The sequence below is a fragment of the Pseudooctadecabacter jejudonensis genome, assembly GCF_900172275.1.
Lineage (GTDB): Bacteria > Pseudomonadota > Alphaproteobacteria > Rhodobacterales > Rhodobacteraceae > Octadecabacter > Octadecabacter jejudonensis.
This window is the reverse complement of the sequence record NZ_FWFT01000001.1, coordinates 678,691-700,228: the sequence shown is the minus strand read 5'-3', so window position 1 is coordinate 700,228 and position 21,538 is coordinate 678,691. Positions and strand designations below refer to the sequence as shown.

Here is a 21,538-nt window from a genome sequence, read left to right as displayed (position 1 = left end):
CCCCATATCGTGATGCACCCTATAAAAGGATATCGCGATGTATCGTTCAAAAGCCCTCTATATGGCCGCAGCAATGATCTGCTGTGCGCAAGGGACGGCGGCCGTCGCCGAAGTGGCTGTGTCATTTCGAGACGGGGCGCCGAAAGACCGCATTACGATTTCGAATGCTGCGACCTGTAGAACGGGCCCGTTTGCATTGACGTTCGATCTGGTCACCACATCGGCTGGGTTGATTTTTGACGTGACGGCGGACGGGGCTGGCGTTGAGGTTTTTCAACCGGTTGAAGTCGTTACAGGTGAAGAGCTAATTGTTGATATCAGCCCCATCACCGACGGAGACCAGATGCTGACCGTTCAGCTGACCGACCTGCCTGCCTTTGCTCTGGTGATCTTTACGCTTGATCTGGATGACACAGGCGGCGGGCGCGAAATCACGGTATCGGGCGCAGAAATTCAAGGGGGCCGTGCTTTGGCGCGGACGCAGTCCACGGTGTTTGAGGCCACGTTCGATCAGGAGGGGCAGGCGCTGATCGATATGCCCCCCTGCGACGCCTAGTCTAGACCGCGCGCCATTTGCCTTGGCCAAGCCCGTCAAGCGTCCAAGCGCCCACGGACCAGCGCACAAGACGCAGGCAGGGAAAGCCTGCGGCGGCACACATTCGACGCACCTGCCGGTTTCGACCTTCGGTGATCGTCACCTCAATCCAAGTGTCTGGCACGGATTTGCGAAACCGGACGGGCGGATCGCGGTGCCATAGATCGGGCGGGTCGATCAGTCGGGCCTTTGCGGGCAGGGTCGGCCCGTCCTTGAGCGTGAGCCCCTGGCGCAGGGGCGCAATGTCGTCCTCCTGCGGTGCGCCTTCGACCTGAACGAGATAGGTTTTTGGGGTTTTGAACTTGGGGCTGGACAGCCGCGCTTGCAGTTTGCCGTTGTCCGTCAGCACCAACAGCCCTTCGCTGTCACGATCCAAGCGGCCCGCGGCATAAACGCCTTTGGGCAGATCGAAGCCTGACAAAGTCGGCCGTTCCGTTGGAGATTTGGCATCGGTGAATTGGCTGAGAACGCCGAAGGGCTTATTGAACAGGATTGTGGTCATGCAGCGCTGGTAACGCGGATGGACGGCGTTGAAAAGGATCTGCGATCCGGTCCTGCGGACGGCGGGGGCGCCGCTGCGCGGCGCGATGTGACCTGCGCTGTGGCGCGCTTGGGAGGTGTTGATTTATGAGGTATTTTTGACCCAAAGAAGACAAGGACGGTGCTTTGTTTGACACGGCCCTATGGACCTTGGACGATGATATGTCGCCCTGTGTATACCGTTGTACCCCGCTAACATGCTGAGATTGCGATGATTTTTCTTTACTGTAGCGCCAATTTCGCTACCTGTAAGGCCTGACCAGTCAAGAAGGGGCCAATGTTATGAGCCCGATCAAAGATCACCCGTTGCGATATGCGCTTGCCAATGAGCTGCACGCGCGGCCGTTTCCCACACTTGATGCGCCATGTCGCGCCGCCTATCTGGCGGTAAAGCCTGCAGAAAATGCAGCTGGGCGGGATCGCGCGGCGGATATCGCCCACTTGAAGGCTTTGCTGGACCATTATGCGGCGCCGCATCCCGAAGACGGGGCGACGCATTATTTTGGTCAGATTGGCCAGCATGTGTTGAAGTGGGAAAGCCATACGGAGTTTGTGACCTACACCATTTTTGGTGAGGGACCGGCCGAAGTGCCGTTTGATGCCAAGACATTTGCGATGTTTCCTGAGGATTGGTTGGCGTCCGCGCCCGGCACCCGGGTGACGTCTGCCTTGATCCGTGTTGAGGAACAGGCGGGCGATGATGGGATCACGGATAAAGTGCGCGATTGGTTTGTGCCCGAAAGCGTGGCCGTGAGCCGTGTTTTGGATGATGACGCCGTGATTGCCGCGGATTTCCGCATTGATCCGGCGGGTCACATGCGGTTTGCGGTGTTTGCACGACCGTCGACGGGAGAACGGCGCACAGGTCGGATCGTGCAGCGGTTGTGTGAGATCGAGACCTACAAGGCGATGGCGATGCTTGGGTTTTCCCGGTCACGGATGTTGGGCAAGGCCATGGGTGATCTGGATCAACGGTTGTCTGGCCTGACAGATGCGTTGAGCGGGGCGCCGCAAGACACGGAGACGACATTGAATTCCCTGTTGGGGGTCTCTGGTGAACTGGAGGCCATGACAGCCCAGAACACCTTTCGGTTCGGGGCGACGCGGGCTTATGAAAAGATCGTAAACCAGCGGATTTCTGTGTTGCGGGAGGTTCGGTTTGAAGGCCGACAGACCTTTGGTGAGTTCATGATGCGGCGGTTTGATCCGGCGATGCGTACGGTGGCCAGCACCAAGGAGAGGCTCGATGCGATGTCGAACCGCGCGATCCGTGCGTCGGATCTGCTGCGGACGCGGGTTGATGTTGAGCGGTCTGCCGAGAACAAAGCGTTGTTGGAGAGCATGGACCGGCGCGCGGATTTGCAGTTGCGGCTGCAGAAGACGGTCGAGGGGCTGTCGATTGTCGCCATCAGCTATTACGCCGTCAATTTGGCGGCCAATATGGCGTTGCCCTTTGCGGACGGTTTGGGGCTCAGCTCGTTGGCCATGAAGGCGCTGTTGACGCCTTTGGTGATCTTTCTTGTGTGGCTCATGGTGCGTCAAATCCGCAAGGCGATTGATTAAGCGGCCTTCGCGTCTTTTGTGGTTTGGGGGAGGGGGTGCGGTGTGATCAAACCGGTGCGCCTTCCCATCCAGAGGGCCGCCAGGGCGGCCAAAATATTGGCCGCCACCGCAGCGATCAGCACACCGGTGTAGTCAAACACTGTGACCCCCAGCCATGCCCCCGGCAGATAAACCGCGAAGATGCGGCCCAGCGACAAGGACATGGACCACACAGCTTTGTCGCGGGCGTTCATCGCAGCATTTGTCACCACCACAAAACCATAGCCAAAGAACGACCAGCCCACGATCCGCAGGTAGAGGGCGGTTTGTTCGGCAGCGTTGCCGCCATCGGTGAGAAGGGTCGCAATGGGCGTTGCAAAGATGCTCAGAAGCGCCGCAATCGCCAATCCATAGACCAGACAGAACCACAAGGCCCAGTGCAGGCCTCGGGCGGCGCGTTCGTGTTTGTCGGCGCCCCAGTTTTGCCCGACAACAGGGCCGATACCTGCTGACAGAGCCATCATCGGGACCATTGCCAAGGATTGCACACGGGTTGCCGCACCAAAGGCCGCAACGGCGGTTTCACCCAATGTGGCGACGGCGGCGGTGACGGCGGCCATGCCCGCCGGGTTAATGGCGTTCGAGAGGGCAGCCGGTCCGCCCACCTTGATGATCGTTTTGACCGATCCCATAAATCCTTTCAGGATGTTGGAACACCATTTCAGTTTACCGGTGTGCAGGGCCCAATAAAGCGCCGCAGCGGCCCCCAGAATACGCGCTATCAATGTCGCAAGGGCAGCCCCGCCGGTGCCCAATTCAGGCGCGACAGAGGTGCCGTAGATAAACACTGGCGTCAGGGCGATGTTGATCACGGCTGAGGCCACCATGACGATGGCCGCCGTCGCCCCATCACCGTGGGCGCGAAAGGTGGCTTGGGACAGCATCATCAGCACCAGAACCGGAAAGCTGAGGGTCCAGAAGGGGATGTATTTCTCAATTTCCTCCATCACCGCGTCGCCTGCACCGATCAACCGAAACAGAGGGGAGGAGGCTACGTAGAAGACCGCAGCAAGGAGTGTGGCCAAGGTGACGCCAATCGCGATGGCATGCAGGGCAAGACGCTGTTCGGCGTCTTCGCCGTCCTTGCGGCCGATGGCCTGAGAAATGGCGGCGTTGGCACCTGCAGACAGGCCAATCGACAAGGATGTGATCGCGGCGGTGACGGGATAGATGTAGCCCACGGCAGCCAGTGGTTCCTCGCCCAATTGGCCAAGGAAATAGGCATCTGCCAGCCCGACGCTCAGCACACCCAAAATACCCAAGGACATGGGCGCTGACACCGCCGCAAGGCCGCGCCAGACGGGGCCTTGGGTGAGGTCACGGCTTGCAGACATGCCCACCAACGATGCGGGCGGGCAAAGGTTCCGCCGTTAGAGGCCGCGAATACGCGGGTCGAGCGCGTCGCGCAGTCCGTCACCCATGTAATTCACGCTGAGCACTGTCAGGGAGATCGCAAGACCGGGCCACATTACCCGTTCGGGATGCTGTTGCATAAAGTCGGTCGCATCAAACAGCAGGCGGCCCCATGTTGGGAAATCCGGTGGGAAGCCAAGGCCCAGAAATGACAACGCACTTTCGGTGATGATGGCCGTCGCAATGCCCAAGGTGGCCGAGACCATGATGGGCGACATCACGTTGGGCAGCACATGCCGCAGGATCATGCGACCGGGCCGCGTGCCGATGGACCGCGCGGCCAGCACAAATTCACGTTCTTTCAGGGCCAGTACATCGCCGCGCACGATCCGCGCAGTGGGCATCCATGACGTGATGCCGATGGCCACCACGATGAGAATAAAGATCCCTGTCTCGGGCCCGAACGACGCCGAAAGCGGTTGGCGGAACAACATCACCATCACCAAAAGCAACGGCAACAAGGGCAGCGCTAGAAACAGATCGGTCAGGCGCATCAGCAGCCCGTCGATCCGTTTGAAATAGCCCGCAAGCACGCCCACAAGCGTGCCCAGAAACAGCGCCAGCGCCATGGCGGTCAGCCCAACCGAGATGGAGGTCTGACCGCCAGCCATCATACGGGCCAGCATATCGCGCCCCAGCTGATCCGTGCCAAAGGGATGCGCCCACGTCGGGCCTTGGTTGCGGGCGCGGATGTCGATGTAGGTGGGATCGATCGTCCAGATATACGGCCCGATGTAGACAGCGGCGACCACGAAGATAAAGAACGAGGCCCCCATGACAGCGCCCTTGTGGGTCTTGAACTGGTCCCACACGTCCCACCACTGGTTGCGGGCGGGCGCGTCGGCGCGGGTGTCTTCAGAGAGGGCGGGCGGCGCGGGATTTGCGGCGCCTGCGGCTGCGGGTTCGACAGGATCAGTCATAGCGAATCCTCGGATCAAGAATGCCGTAAAGAATGTCAGCGATCAGGTTAAAGAAAACGATCAGCACCGCGAAGATAAACGTCAACGTCTGTACCGACGGGACGTCAGAGGCCTGGATCGACACGATCAGGAACTGACCGATCCCGTTCACCTTGAAGATCTGTTCAGTGATGATCGCACCGCCAAAGATGGCCGGAATGCCAAGGGCGATGACCGTCACAACGGGGATCATGGAATTGCGCAGCACGTGTTTCAGGACAACAACGCTTTCCGTCATCCCCTTGGCGCGCGCCGTGCGCACGTAATCCTGATTGAGGTTATCGAGCATCGAGGCCCGCATGAAGCGGCTGATCTGGGCTGTCGTCTGCAAGGCCAGCACCATCACCGGCAGGACCATCTGGCGCACTTGGGTCTTGAACGTCTCCCAACTGTCCACAACCAAGGTGGTGTCGTAGATCGACGGGAACCACCAAAAGCTGTCGCGGTCCATCGAGACCGAAAAAATGATAATCATCAAAACACCGGAAAAGAACGGTGGGATCGAAAAGCCGATCATAGATACAAACGTACCGGTCTGGTCAAAAACCGAATATTGTTTGTAGGCAGAGATGATGCCGATGGGCAGCGCGATCAGCACGCCCACCACATAGGACAGTCCCACAACCATGATCGTCTGTGGCAGACGTTCAAAGATCGTGTCCATCACCGGCGCGCGCGTCTGCCACGAAATCAGGCGGGCGGTTTCCGGCGGGTCAAACCAACCGGTGGCCTGGCTGAGGTAGAACATCGGCTCCGACCACATCATTTGCTTGAGCCACAGCAGGTAGCGGATGTGGACAGGCTCCCCCAGCCCCAAGGATTGCCGGATCTGTTCGCGCACCTCTGGCGGGATCGTCAGAGGCAGCTGGGCCGTCGGATCGCCCGGCGCCATGTCCAAAAGCAAGAAGATGATCAACGAGATGAAGATCAACGTGGGGATCGCGGTGAGCAACCGGCGGATGGTATAGGTCAGCATGGTCTACCTCTGGGGCGGGCCTTGGTCAGAAAAGGGGGCGGGACAAGCAACGGCATCAGCGCGCTGCCTGACAGGTGAAATCCGCCACGGCGGGTTGATCATTGATCATCATGTCGATGCTGACGCTCAGATTTCCGAACAGGCCTTCGCGAAAGCGAAACGTCTGGCCGAACAGATCGAACGTCAGCGGGTTTGTCGCAGGGCCGGTGGGGGTCAGGACCGTGAACTGGTCGTCTTTGATCATGGCGGCACTGTTGGTCAGGTCATCCACAACAAAAGACATATCGAATGCAATCCGTTCACACGCCCCTTCGGCCGCACAAACATCGCGGCGGGTGTCGCAAAAATAGGTGGTTGCATGGGCCGCCGCACCATTTGGCAAGAGTGCTGCAGCGCCAATCAAAGGCAGGGTCAAGGCCGACCGCATCACGTGGCCGTCCGCAGATTGCAGGTGGCATCCCACGTCACAACGCCCACTTCGCGGAACGAATAGAGTGCCGTGATATCAAGACCGGAGGCCGCAATCCGCAACGCGGCACCTTCGTCGATATCGCCGTAGTCCAGAATAGAGGCCAATCCATCGTCGCTTTCGCCGGTGGCACTCCACGGCAACGACTGTGTCCGACCGTCTACATCGACGGTCACAGCATCAGCCGCCCAATCAAAGGTGACCGCAAAAGGTGTGGTCACAGGCAGGCAGCCGCCTGCGCCGCAGCTTTGGGTGGTAATACAGTCCAGATTGCCAAAGGCCGCTGCAGGCCCGGCGGCCAGCACAATGGGCAGCGCGGGGGCAAGGGCAGTCACAAACAGACAAGTTCTGAACAGCATAACGACCAAAATCCGTGGATCATGAGGAAAGGCGGGGGAGGGGCGGGCCGTATGGCCCACCCCGTTGGCACACGCGGCTTATTCGCCGATGCGGTACCAGTCTTTGATGTTCCACAGCTCAGAATCCCAGTCAGAAATCTGAACGCCACCCAAGGAGTTGGCATGTGCAGACACGCCACCACGGTGGATCAGCGGGATAATCGTGTAGGACTGCATCAGCATGTCGTTCATCTGCTTGACGATCTCGGCGCGGGCCTCGATGCCGGCGGTTGTCGCCAGCTCGTCGATCAGGGCGTCATAAGCCGGATCGCAGAAACGCTGCATGTTGGACCCTTGCCACTGCGATTCAGGCGATGGCCATTCCTTACAGGCCCAGTTTGCCATGTAGGCTTCCGGGTCCACACCAGCGAAGTTGTTGGTGTACATTTCAACGTCGGCAAAGAACTTCTGGAAGGTATCGGGCGAGGCCGGATCACCACCAAAGAAGACAGACGCGTCGATGTTTCGCAGCTCAGCGTTGATGCCGATTTCGGACCACCACTGCTTCACCAGCGCTTGCGTGTCCTGACGGACCGCGTTGGTGGAGGTCTGGTACAGAACTGTCAGCGGCGTGCCTTCGTATTCACGAATGCCGTCGCCGTCACTATCGACGATGCCGTTTTCGTCCAGCAGGGCGTTCGCACCAGCGATGTCCTGTGTCAGGCAGGCGTCATTTGCTGTTGAGGCATAGATGGCAGGCGCTGGCAGGACGTTACAGGTGGGCTGACCACCCGCACCATAGCCGATTTCAACCAGCAGGCTGCGGTCGATGGCCATGGACATGGCTTGACCGATCACCGGGTTCGTCAGGAAGGGGTGTGGCCCGCCTTCGGCAGTGGCACGCAGATCGCCCAGATCAGCGGAGGGGTTCGTCTGATTGAGGTGCAGACGTTCCACAGATGTACCGAAGGCCGTCACAACCATACCGTTGCCCGCGGATTCCATGTCAGCCAGGACCGTTGGGTCAATCTGAAGGTTCCAGGCATAGTCAAATTCGGCTGTTTCCAGCACGGAACGTGCCGCAGCCGCTGCATCGCCGCCGCCTTTGAACAGAACCGTCGCAAAGGCAGGCTTGCCAGCTTCGCGGAAGTTCTCGTTGGCGGAGAACTGGATCACGTCGTTGGCTTTGAAATCGTCAACCACGAAGGGGCCTGTGCCGATGGGGCCAAAGTTGGCGTCCACACATGTCGGTGCCGCAGCGCCGAGGCAGTCTGCGAACTGGGCGGCCTGAATGATCGGGCTCTCAGATCCAACAAGCGCCGTGTAGGGGAACGGCTTCGGGGCATCGAAGGTGATTTTGATGGTCAGATCATCAACAGCTTCGACGTTCTCAACACCGTCAAAATAAGACGCCTGTGCACAGCCGCCGCCTTCCGCGGTGCAATACTGCCAGGTGAACACTGCATCATTGGCGGTCAATGGCGTGCCATCGGACCACATCACGCCCTCTTTCAAGGTCCAAGTGATCGAGGTCAGGTCCTCGGCCACGCCGCCGTTCTCAACGGTGGGGATGTCAGCGGCGAGCCATGGGATCAGCTCCCCGTTGTTGTCAAACCGGCCCAGGGATTCCAACACCAGCGACGCGGATTCCACCTCTTTGGTGCCGCCTGACAGATAAGGGTTCAACGTGGATGGCGCCTGCCAGTAGATGATGTTGACCTGGCCGTCGCGGCCACGCTCACCTTCGTGGCCGTCGGCCATTGCCATGGGGGCAAAGGCCACTGCGGCGGTTGCTCCCAAAAGGGCTGTTCTTAGTTTCATTGTCACTCTCCTAGTTGGTATCGTGTTGTTATTGCTCAGGTATCCAGATGTTACTGGGCCTCGGATGCGGCACGAATGGCGTCCGCATCGGTGATATCGTTGTAATGATGACAGGCCACAAATTGGCCTGGCAGCACTTCTCGATATTCGGGTTCTTGTCGTTTGCAGATGTCCATGACCGCCGGACACCGGGTGCAGAAATTGCACCCTTTGGGCGGATTGGACGGGGAGGGCACGTCACCGGTCAGGATCGTGCGCTCCATCGTGTCATGCAGGTCAGGGTCCGGTTCGGGCACTGCCGACAACAGCGCCTTGGTGTAGGGGTGCAGCGGGGCGGCATAAAGCGCCTCACGTGGGGCAAGCTCAACGATCTTGCCCAGATACATCACCGCCACACGGGTCGCGATATGGCGCACCATGCTGAGGTCGTGAGAGATAAAGAGATAGGTCAGCCCGAATTCCTGCTGCAAATCCTCAAGCAGGTTCACGACCTGCGCCTGAATGGACACATCAAGGGCTGCGATCGGTTCGTCACAGACAATAAACTTGGGGTTCAAGGCCAGCGCGCGGGCGATCCCGATCCGCTGACGCTGCCCGCCAGAGAACGCATGGGGATAGCGGCCCGCGAATTTACGGTTCAGCCCGACCTGATCCATCAGGGCCAGCACCTTTTCTCGTTTTTCCTCCTTGGACAGCGAGGTGTGTTCGTCCAGCGGTTCCTGAATGATCGCCTGCACCGTCATACGCGGGTTCAGTGACGCCTGCGGATCCTGAAAAACCATCTGCATTGTCGGACGTTTGCCGCGCAAAGCGCCCTGGGGCGTGCGGCCAATCTCGGTCCCGTCAATTTTGACGGACCCGTCGGTGATGTCATACAGACGCAGGACCGCACGGCCGCAAGTGGATTTGCCGCATCCACTTTCGCCCACAAGGCCCAGTGTTTCGCCTTCATAGATGTCAAAGCTGACCCCATCGACAGCCTTCACATCGCCCGTATGGCGACGAAAAACGCCGGTGTAGATCGGAAAGTGCATCTTGAGGTCACGGACTTCGACCAGTTTTGTGTCTGTCTTGGGTGCATCAAACATTGCGCGGTGCCCCTGTGTTTGCATCATAGAAACAGGCGGCATCATGGCCCGCGCCCACGTCAAAACGGGGCGGGTTTTCGGCGGCACACCGGTCAAACGCCACATCGCACCGGTCACGGAAGGGGCAGGCGGAGGGCTGGGCGCCAAGGATTGGCGGCTGGCCTTCGATGATGGCAAGCCTGTCTTCGCGCGCGCCGCGCACCGACGGCACCGTTTTTAAAAGCGCGCGGGTGTAGGGGTGTTGTGGGTTCTTGAACAATTCCCGCGTCGGGGCCTGTTCGACGATCTGCCCCCCGTACATCACCAGCACACGGTCCGCGATCCCTGCGACCACACCCAGATCATGGGTGATCCAGATCACGGCCATGCCCAGACGCTCTTGCAGATCTTTCATCAGTTCAAGAATCTGGGCCTGAATGGTGACGTCCAACGCCGTGGTTGGTTCATCTGCAATCAGGACCTTTGGGTCACAGGCCAAGGCTATGGCGATCATCACACGTTGGCGCATGCCGCCGGAAAATTGATGCGGGTAGTCTTTCAGACGGCGTTCCGCATCGGGGATGCCCACCAGCTCCAACAGCTCTGTGGCGCGTCGCACCGCATCGCGTTTGCCCAACCCCATGTGTTTGCGCAAAGGCTCCATGATTTGCATGCCGACGTTGTAAACCGGGTTAAGTGAGGTCATTGGGTCCTGAAACACGAACCCGATCTGTCCGCCCCGCACCGCGCGCAGCTTATCTGGTTTGATCTGCAGCAGGTCCTGCCCCTCAAACGTCACAGTCCCCCCGCGCACATCGGCAGGCGGTGAGGGCAGCAGGCCCAAAAGGGACATCATCGTCACCGATTTGCCGGAGCCACTTTCCCCCACGACGCCCAGCAATTCACCGGCTTTGAGGTCAAAGCTGACGTTATTGACCGCGTGGACTTCGCCCCCGCGGACTTTGAAAACAGTTTTCAGATCCTGTACCTCAAGCACAGGCTGCGCCCCATCGGGCATAGGCGACCCCCCTGTCATAAGTGGTCTAACGACTTGTTTTTGTTGCAGGACCGGTCTTTTGCCATCCTTGCGAACCCGACGTTAACAGCAATACGCCATCCCGCAACCCCTGATGGCATTTTACTGTCTGGTAAATTTTTCACTGCCCGCCCTTTGGGCTATTGACGCGGGGGGGTGCCCGTTTCACCCTCACACTTTGGACGAACACTGGAGGCCCTGATGGCTGACGATCTTAGCCCACGTGCACTGATGGAGAAACTGATCAGCTTTCCCACGGTCAGTCGCGACAGCAACCTGCCGCTGATTGACTGGGTCGAAGACTATTTGGCGAGCCATGGAATTTCGTCCGCGCGCGTGCCTGATGCCACGGGCCAAAAGGCCGCGTTGTATGCCCATGCGGGGGCTGACGTCGCGGGCGGTGTCGTTTTGTCAGGCCATACGGATGTGGTGCCCGTTGACGGGCAGGCCTGGGATACGGATCCGTTTACGGTTGTTGAAAAAGACGGGCGACTTTATGGGCGCGGGACCTGCGACATGAAGGGGTTTGACGCGCTGGCCATCTGGGCCACGGTCCAGGCCCACAAGCGCGGCGTCGCGCGGCCTTTGCAACTGGCATTGAGCTATGATGAAGAGGTCGGCTGCGTGGGGGCGCCCCCGATGATTGACGCCATGGTGGCCTCGGGCCTGCCGCGCGCGTCGGCTGCGATCATCGGGGAGCCGTCGATGATGAAGGTCGTGACGGGCCACAAAGGAGGTTTGGGCTTTGGGGTGCACATGCGCGGGTTTGAGGTGCATTCCTCATTGATCCATGAAGGCGTCAGCGCCATCATGTTCGGGGCCAAGCTGATTGAATGGTGCAATCAGGTAAATGCCGAAAACGCAGCCAAAGCGCCAGCGGACATGGATGCCGGTTTCGTGCCGCCCTATACGACGTTGCATGTCGGGATGGTGTCGGGCGGCACGGCCCACAACATCACCGCCAAAGATTGTGATTTCATGCTGACATTCCGCATCGTCCCTGGCGAGACGATTGAAGACTGGACGGAGCGGTTTCACGAAAAAGTTCGGCAGGTCGAAGCTGAGATGCAGTCGATCCGCCCCGAGACCGGCATAGATCTGTCGCCTGCTTTCTTTGTCCCCGGCCTCAAGCCCGAGGCGGACGGTTCGGCTGAACGACTGGTGCGCCAACTGACCGGCGACAACGCTGTGAATGTCGTCAGCTACGGCACCGAAGCGGGGCAATTTCAAGAACGGGGCTATTCTTCGGTGATCTGTGGCCCTGGTGATATTGCACAAGCCCATCAGCCCAACGAGTTCATCTCCGTTGAGCAGTTCAAGGCGGGGCAGGTGTTCATGGAACGTCTGCTGGATCGTCTGGCCGTCTGAGATTTGCAGTCAACCTGATGCGGGGTGCTGAATTGCGCAGCTTCGGAATTAGGTATTTTTGACCCAAAGAAGCGTAGCCGGTGCGCGCGGTCGCGGGGGGTTGTACCTGATCCACGGACGCGCCACCTTGAGTGTAGTTTAAAAAGGAGACTTGCAATGCCTGTGAAGAACCGATTTGCCGAACTTCTGCCGGAGATCACCGAATGGCGCCGTGATCTGCATGAAAACCCCGAGATTTTGTTCGAAACCCACCGCACCAGCGCGATGGTGGCCGAGAAACTGGCGGCGTTTGGCTGTGATGAGGTGGTGACAGGGATCGGACGGACGGGTGTTGTTGGTGTGATCAAAGGTAAATCGTCTGGGTCCGGCAAGGTTATTGGCTTGCGCGCGGATATGGATGCTTTGCCCATCCATGAACAAACGGGGTTGGATTATGCGTCCAAAACCGATGGGGCCATGCACGCCTGCGGCCACGACGGTCACACGGCGATGTTGTTGGGGGCGGCCAAGTATCTGTCCGAGACGCGAAATTTTGACGGCACGGTGGTCGTTATTTTCCAACCTGCAGAAGAAGGCGGCGGCGGCGGCAAGGAAATGTGCGACGATGGCATGATGGACCAATTCGGCATTCAGGAGGTCTACGGGATGCACAACTGGCCCGGCAAACCGGTGGGCTCTTTCGCGATCCGTCCGGGCGCGTTTTTCGCGGCAGCCGATCAGTTTGATATTGAGATCGAAGGTCTTGGTGGCCACGCGGCCAAACCGCAAGAGACCGTGGACAGCACGGTTGTCGCGTCTCATGTGGTGATTGCGCTGCAGACCATTGCCAGCCGCAATGTTGATCCGGTCGAACAGGTGGTCGTGTCTGTGACGTCGTTTGAAACCTCCTCCAAGGCGCACAACGTGATCCCACAGAGGGTTCATCTGCGCGGCACCGTCCGCACATTGTCACCCGAGGTGCGCGACTTGGCCGAAAAGCGCCTGACAGAAATTGCCGAAGGCACCGCGACGGCACTGGGCGCTGTTGCGCGCGTAAATTATGTGCGCGGCTATCCGGTGATGATCAACTCGGACGAGCAGACAGATTTTGCGGCACGTGTTGCGGCCTCGGTTGCGGGGGAGTGCGCGGACGCGCCCTTGGTTATGGGCGGAGAGGATTTCGCCTTTATGCTAGAGGAACGCCCTGGCGCCTATATTTTGGTGGGCAACGGAGACACCGCGATGGTGCATCACCCTGAATACAATTTCAACGATGAGGCCATTCCAGCGGGCTGCAGCTGGTGGGCCGAGATTGTTGAACAGCGGATGCCGATGGGGTGACGATGCAGGGCGAGCGCCCGGATCTCATTGTTCTCTCGGACGCGGTGCCCATTGCACGGGGGTTCGAGAGGGCTGTGTATCAAGACCCGCACGATCCGGACCGGTTGATCAAAGTTCTTGTGCCTGATGCGGCGCAGGTTCAGGGCGGACGGATCCGCGCGGTTTTTGCGCGATCGTTTTCCGGCTACCGCAGGTTCCTGTTGCGTCAGGAGTATCGTGAGTATCTGCACGTGTCACTACAGGACCTGTCGGGCGCCAGCCGCTTGCCGATCACCCATATGTACGGCTTTGTCTTGACCGATATCGGATTGGGGTGTGCCACACAGAAGGTGGCCGGTCCCGATGGCGGCGCGGCAGGTACGTGGCGCGAATTGATCGACGCGGGGCAGGTTGGTCCGGATCAGATCGCAGCCATGACCGATTTTGCCCGCCGGATGATGCAATTCAATGTCCGAGCGAGTGATCTGACAGCAAAAAATGTGGTTCTCGGGCATCGGACGTTTCACGGGGTGCCGGGCCCCTATGAAGCCGTTTTGGTCGACGGGTTTGGCGACACCCACGCGATCCCGATCCGGAGCCTGTCGCGCCGGGCCAACAGGGCGGCCCTCCATAAGCGCATGGATAGATTGGGGCGGCGGGCAGGACTGATGTGGGACCGGAACACGCGGGCCTTCACCGCGACCTGATTTTCATCCTTTAGGTGAAGGCCGCCTTTTAATCCTTTGAACTTATTTTGAAATCAGCCACCCGTGTGGCTCATGTGGCGGCTGACTTGCCCGTCCACGGTTTGGCGGGAGTAATCAAAGTCATGGCCTTTCGGCTTTAGACCAATGGCCGCGCGGATTGCGGCCTCCAAGGCTGTATCAGCCTCACTTGATCGCAGGGGCGCGCGCAGATCGGAATGACCTTCCTGTCCAAGGCAAGTATAGATTTCGCCTGTGCAAGTGATCCGAACGCGGTTGCAGCTTTCGCAGAAATTATGGCTTAACGGGGTGATCAGGCCGATTTTTTGACCCGTTTCTTCAAGGCGGACATAGCGGGCGGGGCCGCCTGTCCGTTCGGCCAAATCGGTGACCGTAAAGCGGTCTTCCAACTGGCGCCGCAGGTCTTTGAGGGACCAATATTGCGTGATCCGGTCCTCATTGCCGATATCGCCCATGGGCATCACCTCGATGAAGGTCAGATCCATATCGCGTTCTGCGCACCAGGACTGCAGGGTGAACAACTCGACGTCGTTGAACTCCGCCAAGGCGACCGTGTTGATCTTGACCCGAAGGCCCGCGCGTTGGGCGGCGTCAATGCCGCGCAGGACTTGGGGCAGGCGGCCCCAACGGGTGATTTGAGTAAACTTGTCGTCGTCCAGCGTATCGAGGGACACATTGATGCGCCGGACGCCGGCGGCATACAGATCATCCGCATATTTTTCGAGCTGTGATCCGTTCGTTGTTAACGTCAGCTCTTTCAGGGTGCCATTGTCCAAATGGCGCGACATGGCGTCAAAAAACGTCATAATGCCGCGTCGGACCAATGGTTCACCCCCGGTTATGCGAAGCTTTTCAACGCCTAAGCGGATGAAGTTCGAGCACAATCTGTCGAGTTCTTCGAGCGTCAGAAGATCCTTTTTGGGCAGGAAAGTCATGTTTTCGGACATGCAATAGACACAACGGAAATCACAACGATCCGTCACCGAAACCCGAAGGTAGGTGATGGCGCGTGCAAAGGGGTCGGTCAATGGGTGTGTCATGGCCAGAACGTAGGCGCGCGCGGGGCGCCGCGCAAGCGCATTCGCGCCGTGAATTCCCCCTCGACACCTCATTGTGACAGCCCTAGTTTCGCACCATGAGACGACACATAGCATGTTGCGCGGCTGGGTTTCTGGCGGCTTGCGCGCCCGGATCAATGCCAGGGTCAATGCCTGGCTTGGGCGGACAGGGCGCGCCATCGGGTCCTGTGGCCGTTACAGCGCCAGCCGCGCCTGATCTTTCGCCATCAAGGGGGCCTGCGTTTGCTCCGCCCATTCGTCCGACGTTGGATCTGAACCAGACGCGGCCCGATTTTCCACCTCCGCCCCCGCCCAACGCCCGCACGGTTGAGGATTTCGATACCACCTCTGCTGAAGATCGGGCAGAGGCTGTGGCGGCTCCGGTGTCGTCGGGGGAACGTGCATTGGGCACAACCATTGCCACATTGGGCAGCCCGACCGATCCCGGCATCTGGTTCAAAACGCCACTGGTCACGGCAGTGACGCAAGGGCGCATTGAATACAACGGCAACTCTGTGGCGGTTGAATTGCGCCCGTCGGGCGGGGCTGCTGGATCGGGCAGCCAAATTTCATTGGCGGCGATGCGCCTGATTGAGGCGCCATTGACAGGCCTGCCTGAGGTCACCGTTTATGCCAATTAAGAAATATTCAGTCTGATGATGCGCGAGGCTTACGACGTCATCCGGCAAGTCGTCGATGATCTTGGGGAAAAGAACGCGGGCCTTATCTCGGCCGGGGTCGCGTTTTATGGGCTCTTTGCCATTTTTCCGGGGCTTGCGGCGACAATTGCGGTGTTTGGTTTGATGGCTGACCCCGCCATCGTCAATGAACAGTTACAACTGGTCAAAGGTTTGATGCCACCGGAGGTTTTCACCCTGTTTGAGGGGCAACTCGACAGCATTCTGAATGCCCGGCCGGAAACCTTGGGCGTGACCACGATCATCTCGGTGGGGGTTGCGCTGTGGTCCGTACGGGCAGGGGTTGCCGCATTGATACAGGGCCTTAACGCGATTTTTGAAACCCCCAACCGCGGTTTGGCACGGGGTGTTCTTGTTGCATTGCTGATGTCGGCGTCCTTGGTCGGGGTTGCGATTGTTGCGTTGATCATGGTTGTGATCGCGCCCGTGGTCATTGCTTTGGTGCCGTTTAACACCGATATCGAACTTCTGCTTGAGGCTTCGCGTTGGGGACTTGTTGTTCTCGTCTTGTTGGCGGGGCTGGGCATCATTTACCGATATGGCCCGAACCGCCGACGTCACCGGCTGAGCTGGCTGACGCCTGGTGCCTTTGTTGTCGTTGTCTTGTGGATCGGAATGTCTGTTCTGTTTTCGATCTATGTGTCCAATTTTGGCAACTATAATGAGGTCTATGGATCGTTGGGGGCTGTGGTCGCTCTCCTCTTCTGGTTTTACCTCAGTTCTTTCCTGATCATGGTGGGGGCGGCCCTCAACGTGACGCTGGATCGGCGTAAGCCACTGTGAAACATACTGAAATGTAATTTCGCCACAGTGATTCGTGTTGCGCGATTTTCCCCCTAGAAATTGAAAATCAACCTACATATGGTAGTCGTAATTAAAAATGCGGCTCAAAGAAGCCGTGAACATGAGGCGGAGTGAGTAGCATGTCAGCGATTAATTTCGTTGTCCGTGATGGTGCGGGCAACATTTCCAGAGGGTCTGTGGCCGGTGACGCTGGTGCGTCATCACTTGTTGTGGGGTCGGGGGCTGAAATCTCCCTCAACCTGTCGCAGGGTCAAATTGTATCCTACACACGGCAAGGGTCCGCGCTGCAGATCACGTTGATCGATGGTCAGGTGATCACCATCGAGGGGTATTTCGCTGGCGACAATGAGCTTTATATCTCCTCCGACGGGTTTTTGACCGAAGTAAACCTGACCCAAGGGGCGGGTGTTGATTACTACGCCAATTACATCATCGACGACGGTGTCGGAAAATACGCCGAGAACGACGACCTGTATTTCATGCGCAGTTCCGACGTGTTGCGTGCGGATGTTACGGCGGCGGACGATGAAGTAGGCATGCTTGCTGGCGCGCTTGGCGGTATTGCTCCGTTGTTTGGCTGGGGCGGCGCTGCGGCGGCCGGTGTGGGTGCGGCTGTTATTGGTGGCGGTGGTGGCGGTGATGACGCCCCTTCCGTTGATATTACGGGCGGCACGGCGGAAACCGGCGACGACGTAGTGAACGAAGAAGATCACGCCGACGGCGTTGACATCACGGGCACCGGCACGCCGGGCGGTGATGTGACGGTCACGGTCGGCGATGTCACGGAGACAACCACCGTCAACGAAGACGGCGAATGGACCGTGACCTTTGCCCCTGAAGATGTAGATACCGGTGAGTACACGACAGAAGTTGTCGTTGAAATCACCACCGAAGGGGGCACCAGCACCACAACGGGCACATTGGTCGTGGATACGGTCATTGGCGCGGAAATGGATGCAACGGGTGGTGCCGATGGCGTCATCAACGCGGCTGAATACGATGGCGGTGTCACGCTGACCGGCACGGTGACGGGCGGCGATGCCGTTGTCGTCACCATTGGCGGCGTGGAGTATGCAGCAACTGTGGATGGGGGTACGTGGTCCCTTGATGTCAGCACATCTGTTTTGGCGGGCGGCGAATACAGCGAAACCGTCACCATCACGACCACGGACGCCGCTGGCAACGCGTCCTCCTCAAGTGCGACGATCGTGGTTGATACGGTCACCAGTGTGTCCCTTGATACGACGGCTGTTGGCGGGTCCGACAACGTGGTCAACGGGGTTGAACAATCCGGCGGCGTGACCCTGACCGGTACAGCGCAGGCGGGCGCCTCTGTTGAGGTGACATTCGGCGGCGTTGTTCAAACCGTTACGGCAACCGCTGGTGGCACATGGTCCGCAAGCTACAGCGCAAGCGACGTGCCAAGTGGTGAGCAGGATGTGCCTGTCTCCGTGGTGGCCACCGATGCTGCAGGCAATACGGCCACGGCGACAGGCAGTGTGACCGTCGACACCTTCGTCAATGAGCTTGAGATGACAACAAACACCGCCGGCGGGTCTGATGGTGTAGTCAACTTCGACGAAAGCGGTGAAGCAATCACCATGTCCGGCACGGTTGAGGCAGGTTCTTCTGTTTCGGTCAATCTGCACGGCGTCGTCATGGCGGCCACGGTGGACGCGGCTGGCAACTGGTCGGTCACCTATCCGGGCGGCACGCTGCCTGGCGGTGAATACGACACCTCAATCACCGTGACGGCCACAGATGCCGCTGGCAACACGTCCTCGATCAGTGAGGCGGTGACTGTCGATACGGTTGCCGGTGATCTGGCGCTGTCCACCCAGCCCATCGAAATTGACGATGTGGTCAATGCGGTTGAACATTCCGATGGCGTGATCATCAGCGGCACCGCGACGCCTGGGCTGATCGTGACTGTTGGTCTGGGGGATGCGACGTTGAACGTGCAGTCCGGCACAGATGGCACATGGTCGGTGAACTTCCCTGCTGGCGTGATCCCGGAAGGCACCTACGAGGCTGACATCACAGCCTCCATCACCGATGCGGCTGGCAACTACAAAGAAGTCAGTGACACCGTTCAGATCGACACCGAAGTCGTTCCGTTCAACTTCTCCGCGGATGCGGTCGAGGGCGATGACGTGATCAATGCCGCTGAGGCCTCGGACGGGGTGACGCTGACAGGTCAGGTCGAAGCAGGCAGCACCGTGGTCGTGGAATTTGGCGGCGAAACCGTCACCGCGACCGTTGGCGCTGACGGCACCTGGAGCGCGGATTTCAACGCTGCCTCCTTCGCCTCAACAGAGACCTTCGCGACGATGACAGCCACCGCAACGGATGCTGCGGGCAACGTCTCGGTCATCTCGGACACGGTTGAGATTGACACCTACGTGAACCGTCTGACCTCCTCCGATCCGGTTGAGGGCAACAACGTGGTCAACGGGGCAGAGGCCGCCGATGGTGTGACCTTGACAGGCACGGTCGAAGCCGGATCGACTGTAATGGTGTCCTTCCAGACATCCGCAGGCACGATCACCCGTGAGGCGACAGTGGACGCGGGCGGCAATTGGTCCGTCACCTACACAGGCGCCGAGATCCCGGGCGGTGAATATGACGCCAACATCACGATCAATGCGACGGATGCCCATGGCAACACCGACAGCATCACCGACACCTTCCGCGTCGACACAGTGGCGCCTGATGCCCCCGGCATCGAAAGTGTCACCATCACCGATGACGGCATTCGCCGCATCGAAGTGACCGGCGGGGATGAGGACATCGAAGTGCATTCCATCTCTGATGATGGTGTCGCCAACCTTCAGCACGGCGAAGGCACGGGGCTGGATCTGGGCGGTTCGTCCCTCTACCAGTTCACGCCAGAGCTGCCCAACGGCACCCACCTTGTCGTCAATGAGACCGACGACGCCGGCAACGCTAGCGCGACCTATGTGGTGATGGAAGAAAGCCGTACGGATGTCGTTTCCCTTGACGGGCTGGACGGGTTCGAGATCGGCGCGATCGACCTCAGCTACGCCACCGATGCGGATCTGACGCTGGACCTCAGCGCGCTTGAAGGGCTGTCTGACAACGACAACAACCTCATCATTCATGGGGGTCGTGACGACACCGTCAACATCGCAGGGGCCCAAAACAGCGGCACCAGCGAAACGATCAACGGCAAGACATACGACGTCTACACGATGGGCGACGATGCCCAGATCTACATCGAGGAAGACATCACCGTCTTGCACTAAGGCACCCTGCACCGGTGGGGCTGCGCAACAGCGCACCCTCCGGGCGATACAGAACGGCGGAGGGCCGGACAAACCGGCCCCCACCACGCAAAGTATAAGCGCCAAAATAAGCGCATATGGGGTACAGAGTGGGACAGGCAGGACAATTCCGGACATCCATAACAGCCATGATGTGCTGCACCCTTTTGGGCGGATGCATGGGCGAAGACATCGTGACACGGGCGGGCAACGTCTTTGGCGGGGACGCGCGCATCGCGCATGATCCAACGGCGGCCAGCACCGACAGCGCCGCGGCAACGCCGCCCGCCTTGAACGGGGAGCTGTCGAACGGCGAACGCTCAGAGTTGATCGACGCCCTTCTTAATCGCAGATCTGTCTTGCCATCTGGGCCCTACGCTCAGGTGGCTTCGTCCGTTTTGGCCGCCAACTCCCGCGCGGCAGAGGCGGAATTGCGCGCCGCGATGCTGCGCTCTGAAGCGCGTGAGATGAACTGGCTGCCGTCCCTCGGCCCTTCGGTCTCCCTGAATTCCTTGGGCGCTGTGGTGGGCGGCCTGATTGTGGAACAAACCTTGTTCGACGGTGGCGCAAACCGCGCCGAACGCGAATTTGCCCGCGCCGATGTTGAGGTCGCCGCCGTGGCGCTGGCCCAAGATACGAATGACCGCGTTTATCAGGCGCTTGATCTGTATTTGACGGCCCAAGCCGCCGAGGCCCGCGCCGCCGTGCACGAAGGCGGCATGGCGCGGATGGAACGGTTTGAATACGTCATGTCCGAACGGGTGCGCGCTGGCATCAACGACCGCGCTGATCTGCAGTTGGTGCAGCAACGGCTAACGCAGATGCGCTCTGACGTGCTGGAGGACCGCGAAGAGGCCGCCGCCGCCCGGGCTGAGTTGGCCGCGATGTCATCCACCTCGCTGGACGGCGTGCGGGGTATCGCCACCCTGTCCAATCCTGCCGGTGTGGGCCAACCCCTCGACGTGATGAAGGTAGAGGCGCAAGGCACACGCGGCGTGGCCGAAGCCCGCGCGCTGCAGGCCGGATACACCCCCAATGTCACCGCCTCTGGCGATGTGACGAATTCCGACAGCTTTGGCCTTGGCATCGCGATCCCCAATGGGTTTGGCTTTGGCCGGGGTGCCGATATAGCGGCGATTGAGGCACTGGGGCAGGCGGCCGAATTGGCTGTGGCCGAACAACGCGAAGACAGCGCCCGTGAGGTTGCAGCCCTTGAAGGGCAGATTGCATCGCTGCGGCGCCAGCAGTCCAACATCGACACGATCATTGCGCAGGCAAACGACAATTACACCTTGTTCGAACAGCAGCTGCGCGGCGGTCAACGCACCGTGCCCGAGGTCGTGGGCGTGTTCCGCACCAAACTGGACGCCGAACGCGACGCCGTCGGCATCCGCTATGATCTGGCACGGATGGAGCTGAAGTTGGCCCGCCTTTACGGCACCCTTGTGGACGGAGAAGACATTTGACCGGACCTGTCCTTGCATTT

At 59.4% G+C, this 21,538-nt stretch carries 19 protein-coding genes; 9 read left to right on the top strand and 10 right to left on the bottom strand.

Translation table 11 applies throughout. The annotated features are described in order from the left end of the window. The first annotated feature begins 37 nt into the window (after positions 1-37). Complete coding sequence (locus PSJ8397_RS03320; RefSeq protein ID WP_235000556.1) at positions 38-556, top strand: aggregation factor core protein MAFp3, isoform C; 519 nt, start codon at positions 38-40, stop codon at positions 554-556. A gap of 1 nt (position 557) precedes the next feature. On the opposite strand, the gene PSJ8397_RS03315 is transcribed toward PSJ8397_RS03320, so the two are convergent. Then, positions 558-1,097, bottom strand: a complete 540-nt coding sequence (locus PSJ8397_RS03315; RefSeq protein WP_085863118.1) for a pseudouridine synthase — start codon at positions 1,095-1,097, stop codon at positions 558-560. A gap of 320 nt (positions 1,098-1,417) precedes the next feature. Between PSJ8397_RS03315 and PSJ8397_RS03310 the strand changes: the two genes are divergently transcribed. Further along, entirely contained in the window at positions 1,418-2,698 is a 1,281-nt protein-coding gene (locus PSJ8397_RS03310) for a DUF3422 family protein (protein ID WP_085863117.1), read from the top strand. Here PSJ8397_RS03310 and PSJ8397_RS03305 read toward each other — a convergent pair. The 8 genes from PSJ8397_RS03305 to PSJ8397_RS03270 all read right to left on the bottom strand — a co-directional run bounded on the left by PSJ8397_RS03305 (position 2,695) and on the right by PSJ8397_RS03270 (position 10,798). Further along, a complete protein-coding gene (locus PSJ8397_RS03305) occupies positions 2,695-4,071 on the bottom strand; it encodes an MATE family efflux transporter (protein ID WP_235000555.1) in 1,377 nt (458 codons plus the stop codon). The genes PSJ8397_RS03310 and PSJ8397_RS03305 overlap by 4 nt on opposite strands. A gap of 36 nt (positions 4,072-4,107) precedes the next feature. Beyond that, positions 4,108-5,070, bottom strand: a complete 963-nt coding sequence (locus PSJ8397_RS03300) for an ABC transporter permease (protein WP_085863116.1) — start codon at positions 5,068-5,070, stop codon at positions 4,108-4,110. Next, the gene (locus PSJ8397_RS03295; RefSeq protein ID WP_085863115.1) at positions 5,063-6,085 is read right to left on the bottom strand and encodes an ABC transporter permease; all 1,023 of its coding nucleotides are present in this window, start codon (positions 6,083-6,085) and stop codon (positions 5,063-5,065) included. The genes PSJ8397_RS03300 and PSJ8397_RS03295 overlap by 8 nt, the downstream gene beginning before the upstream one ends. A 55-nt stretch (positions 6,086-6,140) precedes the next feature. Next, positions 6,141-6,512, bottom strand: a complete 372-nt coding sequence (locus PSJ8397_RS03290) for a hypothetical protein (RefSeq protein WP_085863114.1) — start codon at positions 6,510-6,512, stop codon at positions 6,141-6,143. Beyond that, on the bottom strand, positions 6,512-6,913 hold the full coding sequence (locus PSJ8397_RS03285; RefSeq protein ID WP_085863113.1) for a hypothetical protein: 402 nt from the start codon (positions 6,911-6,913) through the stop codon (positions 6,512-6,514). Before PSJ8397_RS03285 ends, PSJ8397_RS03290 begins: the two co-directional genes overlap by 1 nt. A gap of 78 nt (positions 6,914-6,991) precedes the next feature. After that, positions 6,992-8,713, bottom strand: a complete 1,722-nt coding sequence (locus PSJ8397_RS03280) for a peptide ABC transporter substrate-binding protein (protein WP_085863112.1) — start codon at positions 8,711-8,713, stop codon at positions 6,992-6,994. A 50-nt stretch (positions 8,714-8,763) separates the two neighbouring features. Then, a complete protein-coding gene (locus PSJ8397_RS03275) occupies positions 8,764-9,801 on the bottom strand; it encodes an ABC transporter ATP-binding protein (RefSeq protein WP_085863111.1) in 1,038 nt (345 codons plus the stop codon). Further along, entirely contained in the window at positions 9,794-10,798 is a 1,005-nt protein-coding gene (locus tag PSJ8397_RS03270; protein WP_085863110.1) for an ABC transporter ATP-binding protein, read from the bottom strand. Before PSJ8397_RS03270 ends, PSJ8397_RS03275 begins: the two co-directional genes overlap by 8 nt. Positions 10,799-11,017: 219 nt before the next feature. Here PSJ8397_RS03270 and argE point away from each other — a divergent pair, with 219 nt between their 5' ends. From argE to PSJ8397_RS03255, 3 genes are all read left to right on the top strand, one after another. Continuing rightward, positions 11,018-12,184: an acetylornithine deacetylase gene (argE, locus tag PSJ8397_RS03265; RefSeq protein ID WP_085863109.1), complete on the top strand. Its 1,167-nt coding sequence runs from the start codon at positions 11,018-11,020 to the stop codon at positions 12,182-12,184. A 156-nt stretch (positions 12,185-12,340) separates the two neighbouring features. Further along, positions 12,341-13,504 carry a M20 aminoacylase family protein gene (locus PSJ8397_RS03260; protein ID WP_085863108.1) on the top strand — a complete coding sequence of 388 codons (1,164 nt, stop codon included), beginning with the start codon at positions 12,341-12,343 and terminating at the stop codon, positions 13,502-13,504. A gap of 2 nt (positions 13,505-13,506) precedes the next feature. Continuing rightward, a complete protein-coding gene (locus PSJ8397_RS03255; RefSeq protein ID WP_085863107.1) occupies positions 13,507-14,190 on the top strand; it encodes a YrbL family protein in 684 nt (227 codons plus the stop codon). A gap of 53 nt (positions 14,191-14,243) precedes the next feature. Here PSJ8397_RS03255 and moaA read toward each other — a convergent pair whose 3' ends face one another. Continuing rightward, positions 14,244-15,248, bottom strand: coding sequence for a GTP 3',8-cyclase MoaA (moaA, locus tag PSJ8397_RS03250; protein WP_085863473.1), 1,005 nt, complete (start codon positions 15,246-15,248; stop codon positions 14,244-14,246). Between the two features lie 155 nt (positions 15,249-15,403). Between moaA and PSJ8397_RS03245 the strand changes: the two genes are divergently transcribed. The 4 genes from PSJ8397_RS03245 to PSJ8397_RS03230 all read left to right on the top strand — a co-directional run bounded on the left by PSJ8397_RS03245 (position 15,404) and on the right by PSJ8397_RS03230 (position 21,518). After that, positions 15,404-15,907 carry a hypothetical protein gene (locus tag PSJ8397_RS03245; protein ID WP_235000554.1) on the top strand — a complete coding sequence of 168 codons (504 nt, stop codon included), beginning with the start codon at positions 15,404-15,406 and terminating at the stop codon, positions 15,905-15,907. 15 nt (positions 15,908-15,922) lie between these two features. Next, positions 15,923-16,747, top strand: a complete 825-nt coding sequence (locus PSJ8397_RS03240; protein ID WP_085863106.1) for a YihY/virulence factor BrkB family protein — start codon at positions 15,923-15,925, stop codon at positions 16,745-16,747. A 140-nt stretch (positions 16,748-16,887) separates the two neighbouring features. Beyond that, positions 16,888-20,034, top strand: a complete 3,147-nt coding sequence (locus tag PSJ8397_RS03235; RefSeq protein WP_085863105.1) for an Ig-like domain-containing protein — start codon at positions 16,888-16,890, stop codon at positions 20,032-20,034. A 167-nt stretch (positions 20,035-20,201) separates the two neighbouring features. Then, on the top strand, positions 20,202-21,518 hold the full coding sequence (locus PSJ8397_RS03230) for a TolC family protein (RefSeq protein ID WP_159453082.1): 1,317 nt from the start codon (positions 20,202-20,204) through the stop codon (positions 21,516-21,518). Positions 21,519-21,538: the final 20 nt, after the last annotated feature.